We start from the raw sequence: 10,269 nt of genomic DNA, 5'->3' as shown, positions 1-10,269 counted from the left end.
GCCGTCGGTCGGGGTGACCGGCGGCATCCGCTCGTCGGGAAGTGGGTTAGTTGACCGGGCCGGTGTATTTCTCGCCGGGGCCCTCGCCGATCGGGTCCTGTACGAAGGAGGCCTCGCGGAACGCGAGCTGCAGGGAACGCAGGCCGTCACGCAGGCTGCGGGCGTGCATGTCGGCGATGTCGGGGGCCGCGGCCGTCACCAGGCCGGCGAGGGCCGTGATGAGTTTGCGGGCTTCGTCAAGGTCGATCTGGGCATCGGGATCTTCGGCGAGCCCGCACTTCACGGCGGCGGCACTCATCAGGTGCACCGCGGCCGTGGTGATGATCTCCACCGCGGCCACATCGGCGATGTCGCGTGTCGCCTGTGCCGCATTCTGCTCAAGACCCGTATCGTGCTCAAAACTTTGGCTCACTGCATTCCTCTGCTAGGCTCATCATCGGTTCCGAGACAATAGTCTCGGTACGAAAGTGGAGAATCTCCCACCCGCGCATACCGCTTCATTAAGGTTACCGGGTAGTTCGCACTCCGCCGTCGCGTTTTCACCTCCTCCGGGAAGGTGGCAAAGCGAAGGTAGACAGGGTGTCGTGTTCTGCAGTCCAATGAAAAATTGATCTGGAGAACGCGTGATTTTCCTCTCTTCGTCCCCAGTCGGCATCCGCTGTCTGGTTGTGATCACGGAGTTAACCAAGAGGAGAGACGCATCAGCGATCCCCGTACAAATGACCGTATACGCGTCCCCGAAGTTCGTCTCGTTGGTCCCAACGGCGAGCAGGTCGGGGTCGTGGCGATTGATGTTGCCCTACGCCTAGCACAGGATGCCGACCTCGACCTTGTCGAAGTCGCACCCGAAGCCAAGCCGCCCGTGGCCAAGATCATGGACTACGGCAAGTTCAAGTACGAGGCTGCGCAGAAGGCCAAGGAGGCCAGGCGCAACCAGGCGAACACGATCCTCAAGGAGGTTCGTTTCCGTCTCAAGATTGACACGCACGACTACGAGACCAAGCGCAAACGCGCCGAAGGCTTCCTGAAGAGCGGTGACAAGGTCAAGGCCATGATTCTTTTTCGTGGCCGTGAACAGTCCCGACCCGACCAGGGCGTACGTCTGCTCCAAAAATTTGCCGAGGATGTCGCCGAGTACGGTTCCGTGGAATCTACTCCGATGATCGACGGTCGAAACATGGTCATGGTGATTGGCCCGTTGAAGAACAAGTCAGAAGCCAAGGCTGAGATCAACGCCCACAAGGCTGCCGAGAAGGCAGACAAGGTAGCCGATAAGGCAGACAAGGTTGCCGATAAGGCAGCAAAACAGGAGGAACCACATGCCTAAGATGAAGACCCACTCCGGAACCAAGAAGCGTTTCAAGGTCACCGGAAGCGGAAAGATCATGAAGCAGCAGGCCGGACTTCGTCACAATCTCGAGGTCAAGAGCACGCAGCGCAAGTCCCGTTTGAACCAGGACCAGGTGCTGGCCAAGTCGGATCAGAAGACCATCAAGAAGCTTCTCGGTCTGTAAATACCAAGCCTCGTAAACGAATAAGGATTTGTAAAAAATGGCAAGAGTAAAGAGGGCCGTAAACGCCCACAAGAGTCGCCGCGTTATTCTCGAACGCGCCAAGGGCTACCGCGGTCAGCGTTCACGCCTGGTCACCAAGGCGAAGGAGCAGCTCACTCACTCCTTCACCTACAGCTACCGTGACCGTCGTGCACGCAAGGGTGACTTCCGTCGCCTGTGGATCCAGCGGATCAACGCTGCGTCGCGCGCCAACGGCCTCACCTACAACCGTCTGATCCAGGGCCTCGGCCTGGCTGGCATCGAGGTTGACCGTCGTATCCTCGCCGACCTGGCCGTCAACGAGGCAGCGACGTTCGCCGCCCTCGTCGAGAGCGCCAAGGCAGCCCTTCCCGCCGACACATCGGCACCGAAGGTCGCCGTCACGGCGTAGCTTCAACCGATCGGATCATCACGGGCCGCCTCCTGGGCATGAATGTGGTGACCGGTCCGAAATTTTAGAATGAGGAGCGGGCGACCTGGTCGCCCGCTCCTTTTCTGTACCGCATCGTTGTGCACCTAAACTGGGGGCATGCTTGATAATCCACGTTCACCGCGCGTCCGTGCCGTCGCAAAACTTGCCAAGCGCGACGCGCGCCTCGAGTCCGGTCTCTTTCTGCTCGAAGGCCCGCAGGCCGTTTCCGAAGCCCTCACCTTTCGTCCAGAGCTCGTCGTGGAGCTGTTTGCCACGCCCACAGCTCTCGACCGCTACACCGACGTGGCCCAGAAGGCCGTCGAGGCCCAGGTGGAGGTGGAGTTCGTCTCCGAGGAGGTGCTCGAGGCGATGGCCGACACGGTCACCCCGCAGGGGTTTGTGGCCGTCTGTCACCAGTTCCCCACCTCGGTGAAGAAAATCTTCAACGCAGGCCCCAAGCTCGTCGCCATCCTCGAAGAGGTGCGCGACCCGGGCAACGCCGGCACCATCATCCGGGCAGCGGATGCCGCCGGCGCGGACGCCGTCATTCTCACCGGTCGCAGCGTCGACCTGTACAACCCCAAGGTGATCCGCTCCTCGACCGGCTCCATCTTTCACCTGCCCGTAGCCATCGCGGCCGACCTGTCCGACGTGCTCGACCGTGCCCGTTCCGCTGGTCTGCAATTGTTCGCGGCGGACATCAAGGGTTCCGACCTGCTCAGTGCGCGCAACGAGGGGCTGCTCGCCGCTCCGACCGTGTGGCTGTTCGGCAACGAGGCACGCGGCCTGACCGACGAGGACCTGGCCAAGGTCGACCGCAGCATCAGCGTGCCGATCTACGGTGAAGCTGAGTCGATGAACCTCGCCACTGCAGCATCCGTCTGCCTGTACGAGAGTGCGTTCGCCCAGCGCGCCTGACCTGTCCCATAGCACAAACTCCCCATGCCCGGACTGTTACAAATGCGTTACTGTCCGGGCATTTGGCATGCCTAAACTCCTATTCTGACCTAAGTTGGGGGACATGGAGCCAACAGATTCGTCCCCGGCTACGTCGAACATCACCGTTCGTCGGGGTGAACCGCTAGTCGTCGTCAAGAACATCAACAAGCACTACGGAGAACTGCACGTTCTCAAGAACATCAACGCCGTGGTCAACCGCGGCGAGGTTGTCGTAGTCATCGGTCCAAGTGGGTCGGGCAAATCTACCCTGTGTCGGGCCATCAACCGCCTCGAGACCATCGATGACGGCTTGATCACCATCGACGGCGTGAAGTTGCCGGAAGAGGGCAAAGCCCTGGCCCACTTGCGCGCTGACGTCGGCATGGTCTTTCAGGCGTTCAACCTGTTCGCGCACAAGACGGTGCTTGAGAACGTCACGCTCGGCCCGATCAAAGTGCGTGGCTTGTCGAAGGCGGACGCTGAGAAAAAGGCCATGGCCCTGCTGGAGCGCGTCGGCGTGGCCAACCAGGCCAAGAAGATGCCGGCCCAGTTGTCCGGTGGGCAGCAACAGCGAGTCGCCATCGCGCGTGCCCTTGCCATGGATCCGAAGGTCATCCTGCTCGACGAGCCGACTAGTGCCCTTGACCCGGAGATGATCAATGAGGTGCTCGAGGTCATGGTCGACCTCGCCAACGACGGCATGACCATGATCGTCGTCACGCACGAGATGGGCTTCGCCCGCAAGGCTGCAGACCGCGTCATCTTTATGGCGGAGGGCGAGATCGTGGAGGAGACCACTCCCGAGGAATTCTTCACCAACCCCCAAAGCACGAGAGCGAAAGACTTCCTCTCCAAAATACTTGCCCACTAATCGGTGGACAGGGTTTACACAGCAGCAGTACCAGCAATCAGGAGAAAAACCATGAGACTCAAAAAAGGTCTAGTGATTTCGGCCATTGCGATCGCAAGTGCGCTCGTGCTTAGCGGCTGCGCGGACTCGGGTGCCCCAACCGATGCCGCCGCCCCAGTGGAGACGGCGGTGTCGTTCCCTGAGGGAAGCACCATGGCCCGCCTGGCCGACGCTGGTTCCATCAACATTGGAACCAAGTTCGATCAGCCGCTGTTCGGCCTGCTCGGCCCCAGCGGCGATCCAGTCGGCTTCGACGTTGAGATGGGGAAGCTCATCGCAGCCAAGCTCGGCATCCCGGCATCGGGCATCAAATGGAGCGAGACGGTTTCTGCCAACCGCGAGCCGTTCATTGAGAACGGTCAGGTCGACCTCGTGATCGCAACCTATACGATCAATGACACCCGCAAGGAGGTCGTGTCCTTCGCCGGACCGTACTACTCTGCCGGGCAGGACCTGCTCGTACTTGCGGGAAACCCGGACAAGATCACCGGTCCCGAGGACCTTGCCGGCAAGAAGGTGTGTACCGTGAGCGGTTCCACCTCGGAGAAGAACATCGCCGAATTCACGACCGATATCATCGCCTCGGATACCTACTCCAACTGCCTCGGTCCGCTGCGCAGCGGCGAGGTCGTCGCTGTCACCACCGACAACGTAATCCTGGCCGGTCTGGCCGACCAGAACTCCGGTCAGTTCGAGGTCGTCAATAACGCATTCACCGAAGAGCCCTACGGCATCGGCCTCGCGCATGACGATACCGAATTTCGCTCGTTCATCAACGACGTGCTCGAAGCGGCTTATGCGGACGGTAGCTGGGTCTCGGCTTGGGAGTCCACCGCGGGTGCTGTGCTCGACACCCCCACCCCTCCGGTCGTCGACCGCTACTAGGCCTACTTTCTTCGGATTCGTTAGCCAGCTTTGAGCTGTAGAGACCCGCCCAGTGGGCGGGTCTCTACAGTGAACAACCAGCATGTTCCACGCATTGCCCGACAGACAGACATACAAAAGACGAGGAGGTGAGTTGTGGACGCAGTGATCGACAACCTGCCGCTGTTCCTGGAAGGTTTCCGGAACACTCTGGGCCTGCTCATCATCGCCGGAGTGGGCGCATCCGTACTCGGGCTGATCGTCGCAGCCATGCGCATCTCACCGATCTCGTCATTCCGCGTCTTCGCAACCGCCTATACGGAACTTGTTCGCAACACCCCGCTTACGCTCGTATTATTCTTTTGCGCCTACCTTCTGCCCCTTCTCGAGTACAGCCCGGGATACTTCCAGCTGGCCGCCATCGGGCTCACGGTCTACACCTCTCCGTTTGTAGCCGAGGCCCTTCGGTCTGGCGTGAACGGCGTGCACGTGGGGCAAGCCGAAGCGGCACGCAGCGTGGGCCTCACCTTCGGACAGACACTCACCTTCGTGGTGATGCCCCAAGCCATCCGCATGGTGGTGCCACCCCTGATCAATGTGATCATCGCCCTCACCAAGAACACTTCGGTCGCCGGTGCGTTCTTCGTATTCGAACTTTTCGGCGCCGCACGTAGGGTTACCAACGACCGGGGTGATGCGGTGATCCCCATTCTGCTCGCGGTCGCGGCGTTCTACCTGGTCGTCACCATTCCTCTCGGCCTCATCGCCGGCAGGATCGAGAAGAAGGTGGCGGTGCTCCGATGAGTTCTGTCCTGTACGATTCCCCCGGACCGAAGTCCCGCGCGCGATCGCGTCTCATCTCCGTTATCGGCACGATTATCTTGATCGTTGGCTTGCTCGCTCTGATCGTGGTGCTCGGCCTGCCCAAGACCAGCGCCAACGGCGCAGTGCAGCCGGGGCTCTGGGATATCAGCCGCTGGGACGTTTTCAACGACCTGCTGGTCTGGCGTACCCTCGGGTTCGGCGCCCTTGCGACCCTGCGCATGGCGGCGGTCGCCGCCGTTTTCGCGCTCCTGATCGGAGTACTGTTTTCCTTCGGGCGTTTGTCGGCATCCGCATGGATTCGGGTGCCCACCACAGTGCTGCTTGAATTCTTCCGCGGTATGCCCGTACTGCTCATGATGCTCTTCATCCTGTTGGTGTTCGCCACCGGGTCGTTCTGGGCGGGTGTAGCGGCTCTGTCCGTGTACAACGGTGCCATCATTGGCGAGGCCCTCCGCGCGGGAATCAACGCCCTGCCGCGTGGTCAGCGCGAGGCCGGACTCGCTATCGGCCTTACCCCGGTGGCCACCCGGTTCCGCATCGAGTTTCCGCAGGCATTTCGTCAGATGCTGCCGATCATCATCGCCCAGCTGGTGGTGCTGCTTAAGGACACGTCCTTGGCTTTCATTGTGGGCTACAACGAACTCCTCCGGGCCGGACTGAACCAGCTCGCCAACTTCTTCGGCGATCAATATAAATTCTCGTTCTTCTTCATTGTGCTCGCCATCTATCTGGCCATGAACTTGTCTCTGTCCTGGCTGGCACGCAGAATCGCCAAGCGCACCGGGCCGCAGGCTGGCAGCGTCACCACGGACTCCGCCCCTCCGGTCGACCCCCACTCGGGCGACCCATATGCGGTGGATGCCCAGAGCAGAAGCCACGCGTCGCAAGGCGGCTAAACTCAGGGACTGTGTCTGATTCCGCTGGTCCCATCGACCCACCCGCCATTACCGAAGCCGCCGTCAACATCGCGGTTGACGCCGGACTGGCCGCCATTGCCGCCGCCGACACGACCGCCGCCCTCAGGCGAGTGCGCAGCGAGCACGCGGGGGAGTCGTCACCGCTGTCAAAGCTCAATGCCCTGATGCGCAGCGTGCCCGGCAACCAGAAGGCTGCGGCAGGCAAGCTCGTCGGCCAGGCGCGCGGCGCCGTCACGAAGGCGTTGACCGCTCGTGAAGACGAGATCGGCACGGCCGAAGCGGCCGCCCGGCTGCTCGCCGAGACGGTCGACGTGACCGCTGCGGCATCCGCGTGGAAAGCCGGGGCGCGGCACCCGATCTCGCTGCTCAGCGAACGTGCCGCGGACGTGTTCGTCGCGATGGGCTGGGAAGTGGCGGAGGGACCAGAGCTCGAGAGCGAATGGTTCAACTTCGACGGACTCAACTTCGACGAGGACCACCCCGCCCGCGCCATGCAGGACACCTTTTTCGTCGAACCGACGGATGCCCACCTCGTTTTGCGCACGCAGACCTCGCCCGTGCAGCTGCGGGCGTTGCTCAGCCGGGAACTGCCGGTGTACGTCGTCGCACCCGGACGCGTCTTTCGCACCGATGAACTCGACGCGACGCACACCCCGGTGTTCCACCAGATCGAGGGCATCGCCATCGACAAGGGCCTCACCATGGCTCACCTGCGCGGCACGCTCGACCACTTCGTGCAGGCCCTGTTTGGCCCCGAAGCCAAGGTGCGTCTGCGCCCCAACTACTTTCCGTTCACCGAACCGAGCGCCGAGCTCGACGTCTGGCACCCGACCTTCAAGGACGGCGCACGTTGGATCGAGTGGGGCGGTTGCGGAATGGTGCACGCCAATGTGCTGCGTTCGGCCGGGATCGACCCCGAGGTGTATTCCGGGTTCGCGTTCGGAGTTGGTGTGGAGCGAGCGGTGATGTTTAGAAATGACGTAAAGGACATGCACGACATGGTCGAGGGCGATATCAGATTCAGCCAGCAGTATGGGATGACGGTCTAATGCGGGTACCACTGAGCTGGCTCGGCGAATTCGTCGACCTCGCGCCCGGCACCACGCCGGAAGACGTGCACGCCGCACTCGTGAGCGTCGGCCTCGAAGAGGAAGACATCCACCGATTCGAGGTGTCCGGCCCGATCGTGGTCGGCGAGGTACTCGAATTCGTCGGCGAAGAGCAGACCAACGGCAAGACCATCAACTGGTGCCAGGTGCAAGTTGCACCCGATGGTGAACTCGCCGCTGACGACGGCCCGGCCGTGCATGGCATCATCTGCGGAGCTCACAACTTCGCCGTGGGCGATAAGGTCGTCGTGACCCTGCCCGGCGCCTCGCTGCCAGGACCGTTTCCCATCGCCGCCCGAAAGACCTACGGCCACACGTCCGACGGCATGATCGCTTCGGCCCGCGAACTCGGACTCGGAGACGAGCACGACGGAATTCTGCTGCTGAAGAACCTCGGCATCGATGCCCCGGTCGGAACGGATGCGATCGCCCTGCTCGGTCTCGATGACAGCGCCGTCGAGATCAACGTCACCCCCGACCGCGGCTACGCGTTCTCCATTCGCGGCGTCGCCCGCGAATACTCGCACGCCACCGGAGTGCCGTTTCGCGACCCCGCGCTCGCCCTGACGGTCGTGGCGCCGGTCACCCTTTTCCCCGTGACGATCGACGATCAGGCTCCGATTCGCGAGCAAACCGGCGCGACCGTGTTCGTCACCCGCGTCGTGCGCGGGGTCGACCCGACCCGCCCGACCCCGGCGTGGATGATCGCTCGGCTCGGGCTGGTCGGCATCCGCTCGATCTCCCTCATCGTCGACGTCACCAACTATGTGATGTTCGAGCTCGGCCAGCCGTTGCACGGCTACGACCTCGACAAGTTGGCCGGCGGAATCATCGTGCGGCGCGCGACCATTGGGGAGAAATTCACGACGCTCGACGCGGTCTCTCGCACGCTCAACGTCGAGGATCTCTTGATCACCGACGAATCCGGGCCGATCGGCCTGGCCGGCGTGATGGGTGGGGCGAGCACCGAGATCACCACGCAGACCGTCAACGTGCTCGTCGAGGCGGCCAACTTCGACCCGGTGTCGATCGCACGCTCTGCCCGCCGCCACAAGCTGCCGAGCGAGGCGAGCAAGCGGTTCGAACGCGGCGTCGACCCCCGCGTTGCTGCCGTTGCCGCCGCCCGCGTGGTGCAGCTGCTCGTCGACCTTGCCGGAGGAGTCGCCGACGACCTCGGATCGGTCTACGACGAGGCTCCGGCCCCGCAGCCGATTCTCCTGCCGACCGGGTTCGTGTCTGGCCTTATCGGCCTCGCCTACACCGACGACGAGGTGCGTGATGCCCTGGTCGACGTCGGTGCTTCGTTGGTCGAAGCCGATGGCGACCTGCAGGTGACCCCGCCGAGTTGGCGCCCCGACCTCACCGACAAGTGGACCCTCGCCGAGGAGGTCGCACGCATCGTCGGCTACGACCGCATCCCCTCCGTGTTGCCCGTCGCCCCGCCCGGCCGCGGCCTGACCCGCACGCAGACGCTGCGCCGTACCGTCGCGCAGACCCTGGCCGCTACCGGGCACACCGAGGTGCTCACCTACCCGTTCGTTTCGGAGCGGGCAAACAACCTGTTTGGTGTGGCCGTGATGTCGACTCAAACGGATGCCGGCGCGCCCATGGCCGACGCGGCATCCGCTGCCCCGGTTCCGGTACCGCAGATGAAGGTCGCCAACCCGCTCGACGGCGAGGCGCCGTTCCTGCGCACCTCGATGCTGCCGGGCCTGTTGCAGATCGCGCACCGCAACCGTTCACGCGGACTGGTCGACGTCGCCATCTACGAGCAGGGACTGGTCTTCCGCCCCGAGGTCGGGGTGACCTACGGCACGGTAGTGCTGCCGGCCGGGGCCGAGCGTCCGAGCACCGAGGCTGAGGCGGCACTGAATACCGGAATTGTGCCGCAGCCGCTGCTGGTCGGCGTCGTTCTCGTCGGCAACGATGTGCGGCACCAGCCGGCCTTGCCCGCGGTTGCCGCTGGCTGGCAGTCGGCGTTGGCCGCCGTGCAGCAGCTGGCATTGGCCACCGGCGTGCGCATCGAGGTGCGCCAGGGCCGGCACCCGGCGATGCACCCGGGGCGCACCGCCGAGCTGTTCGTCACGGTTGCCGCCGCGACCGCCGCCGCCTCGACGGTGTCGGTTGGATTCGCCGGCGAGCTGCTTCCCGCAGTCGCCGACGACTATGACCTGCCCACCGTCGTCGCCGTCGCCGAGATCAACCTCGGGTTGGTCTTCGCGCAGGCTGACGGGGACCTCACGGTCACGCCGATCCGCACGATGCCGGCGGCCACACAGGATCTCTCCCTCGTCGTCGCGGCCTCCGTGCCGGCTGCCGCCGTGCGCACGGCCGTCGCCGAGGGCGCCGCCGACCTGCTCGAGAGCATCGAACTGGTCGACGATTACCGCGGTGCCGGCGTCGAACCCGGCCAGAAGTCGCTTACCTTCGCGCTGCGTTTTCGCCGAGAGGAACGCACGCTGACCGCCGCCGAGGCGAGCGCTGCCCGCCTGGCCGGCGTCGCGGTCGCCGCCGAGCGCTTCGGTGCAACCCTGCGCGAGTAGCCCTTCGGTGCCCGCGTAGCGAGCGCGCAGCGGATGCCGCAAGTCGCCCTCTCGGGGTCGGCCCGCGGCATCCGCTGTCTCGCGGCACTCTTCAGGGAAGCGGGCACCCGGTGCCAGGGGTACCGCGACGGCCGGGGGAGGCCAATCCCGCGCGTGACGCCGCGCGCGGCACGCGGAAACGGGGCCGCCGGGGCCGC

The 10,269-nt window shown here is 63.8% G+C and carries 11 protein-coding genes; 10 read left to right on the top strand and 1 reads right to left on the bottom strand.

Annotation, left to right across the window (positions count from 1 at the left end):
* Window positions 1-46: 46 nt before the first annotated feature.
* On the bottom strand, window positions 47-412 hold the full coding sequence (locus tag E3T47_RS14310; protein WP_134556727.1) for a DUF1844 domain-containing protein: 366 nt from the start codon (window positions 410-412) through the stop codon (window positions 47-49).
* A gap of 288 nt (window positions 413-700) precedes the next feature.
* Between E3T47_RS14310 and infC the strand changes: the two genes are divergently transcribed.
* The 10 genes from infC (at window position 701) to pheT (ending at window position 10,072) form a co-directional block, all read left to right on the top strand.
* Window positions 701-1,327, top strand: coding sequence for a translation initiation factor IF-3 (infC, locus tag E3T47_RS14305; RefSeq protein WP_104127223.1), 627 nt, complete (start codon window positions 701-703; stop codon window positions 1,325-1,327).
* Window positions 1,320-1,514, top strand: coding sequence for a 50S ribosomal protein L35 (gene rpmI, locus E3T47_RS14300; RefSeq protein ID WP_092111710.1), 195 nt, complete (start codon window positions 1,320-1,322; stop codon window positions 1,512-1,514). The genes infC and rpmI overlap by 8 nt, the downstream gene beginning before the upstream one ends.
* A 37-nt stretch (window positions 1,515-1,551) precedes the next feature.
* Window positions 1,552-1,944: a 50S ribosomal protein L20 gene (gene rplT / locus E3T47_RS14295; protein ID WP_104196972.1), complete on the top strand. Its 393-nt coding sequence runs from the start codon at window positions 1,552-1,554 to the stop codon at window positions 1,942-1,944.
* 138 nt (window positions 1,945-2,082) lie between these two features.
* The gene (locus E3T47_RS14290) at window positions 2,083-2,883 is read left to right on the top strand and encodes a TrmH family RNA methyltransferase (RefSeq protein WP_134556726.1); all 801 of its coding nucleotides are present in this window, start codon (window positions 2,083-2,085) and stop codon (window positions 2,881-2,883) included.
* Window positions 2,884-2,986: 103 nt separating this feature from the next.
* A complete protein-coding gene (locus E3T47_RS14285) occupies window positions 2,987-3,775 on the top strand; it encodes an amino acid ABC transporter ATP-binding protein (protein ID WP_134556725.1) in 789 nt (262 codons plus the stop codon).
* Between the two features lie 51 nt (window positions 3,776-3,826).
* On the top strand, window positions 3,827-4,699 hold the full coding sequence (locus E3T47_RS14280; RefSeq protein WP_134556724.1) for a glutamate ABC transporter substrate-binding protein: 873 nt from the start codon (window positions 3,827-3,829) through the stop codon (window positions 4,697-4,699).
* A gap of 135 nt (window positions 4,700-4,834) precedes the next feature.
* Entirely contained in the window at window positions 4,835-5,482 is a 648-nt protein-coding gene (locus E3T47_RS14275; RefSeq protein WP_134556723.1) for an amino acid ABC transporter permease, read from the top strand.
* On the top strand, window positions 5,479-6,399 hold the full coding sequence (locus E3T47_RS14270; RefSeq protein WP_134556722.1) for an amino acid ABC transporter permease: 921 nt from the start codon (window positions 5,479-5,481) through the stop codon (window positions 6,397-6,399). Before E3T47_RS14275 ends, E3T47_RS14270 begins: the two co-directional genes overlap by 4 nt.
* Window positions 6,400-6,431: 32 nt before the next feature.
* A complete protein-coding gene (gene pheS / locus E3T47_RS14265) occupies window positions 6,432-7,469 on the top strand; it encodes a phenylalanine--tRNA ligase subunit alpha (RefSeq protein ID WP_422386503.1) in 1,038 nt (345 codons plus the stop codon).
* Entirely contained in the window at window positions 7,469-10,072 is a 2,604-nt protein-coding gene (gene pheT / locus E3T47_RS14260) for a phenylalanine--tRNA ligase subunit beta (protein ID WP_134556720.1), read from the top strand. Before pheS ends, pheT begins: the two co-directional genes overlap by 1 nt.
* Window positions 10,073-10,269: the final 197 nt, after the last annotated feature.

Origin of the sequence: Cryobacterium ruanii (assembly GCF_004404055.1) — a bacterium.
GTDB lineage: Bacteria > Actinomycetota > Actinomycetes > Actinomycetales > Microbacteriaceae > Cryobacterium > Cryobacterium ruanii.
Note: the sequence above shows the minus strand (reverse complement) of the source record. Positions and strands in the feature narration are given on the sequence as shown.